The 1185-nt window shown below is 41.9% G+C and carries 1 protein-coding gene; it reads left to right on the forward strand.

Translation table 11 applies throughout. The annotated features are described in order from the left end of the window. Positions 1–1185, forward strand: a 1185-nt coding sequence (locus WA256_RS21030; protein WP_335993310.1) for an RNA-guided endonuclease InsQ/TnpB family protein, incomplete at its 5' end; no start/stop codon positions are given.

Here is a 1185-nt window from a genome sequence, read left to right on the forward strand (position 1 = left end):
CCAGAGCAAGAAGCTAAGCTTATTGAGTTTGGTGCGACAGCGCGTGGCATTTGGAATCTGTTGTTGTCTGAAAATATGCGTCGATATGAGTACGATAAGACGTTCTTGTTTTACAAAGAAATGGCCTCGCTTCTTAAGGAATTAAAGCCTTTCGAAGAGTTTGCGTGGATTAAATCTTTTGATTCAGCAGCGGCTCAGCAGGTTGCTCGCGATTTAGAAACTGCTGTTAAGAATGCTTTTTCAAAGGTTCGTTTGCAGCGCTTTCCAAAGCATAAAGTCTCATACAAAAAGAAAAAACTTCACAACGACTCGTTTCGAGCCGTCAATAATTCCAATTGCATTCGAATCGAAAATGGCGCTATCAGTATTCCGAAAGTCGGCAAAGTGCCAATCGTTCTGCATCGTGAGCTAGTGAGCAAAATTAAGACCGTCACTGTTCAATATCGTCACGGAAAATGGGAATGCAGTATCACTCAGGAAGTGGAATGCAAAACGGCTAAACAAGTTTTGGAAACGATCACTGGCTTTGACATCAACTCAAAGCAAACGGTGGTTGGTTCGAACGGTTTCGTGGCCGACAACCCGAAGTTTTTAAAGCAAGCAATAGAGAAGTTAAATCAATTGCAACGCCAGCTTGCACGTCGAACCAAAGGTTCAAATCGCTGGCAAAAAACAAAACAACGCATCAATAAATTACACGGAAAAATCTCAAGGCAAAGGCTGGACTTTGCGCACAAAACTTCACGACAGATAACCAATGAAAATGATATTTTAGTGTTCGAAGATTTAAACGTAAAAGCGATGCAAAAGTTCAATGGTAGTATGGTTGCAGATAACGTGATGGGTTTGATCACTCAGCTTTCAAAGTACAAAGCTGAGCTAGAAGGCAAGCTCTATCATGAAATAGGTCGTTTTGAAAAATCCACTGGAATTTGTTCGGAGTGCGGGCAACGCCATGTTTTAACATTGAATGATAGGCGTTTTACTTGTACGGCTTGCGGAGCGTATCAAAGCCGCGATCTAGCTGCTGCTAAAAGCATAGCTAGTACAGGTGAATTAGATATAATTGCGGCTGGAATCGTCGCAAGGGTAACACCCGCATCTCAGCAGAAACAATCTGTTAAAACGAAAGTCTTCGAATTATCGAAGTTGGATTTTGGATCTGAGAAAAAAGAAGCAGCCTAG

The sequence above is a fragment of the Pseudoalteromonas sp. CH_XMU1449-3 genome, assembly GCF_037027245.1.
Lineage (GTDB): Bacteria > Pseudomonadota > Gammaproteobacteria > Enterobacterales > Alteromonadaceae > Pseudoalteromonas > Pseudoalteromonas shioyasakiensis.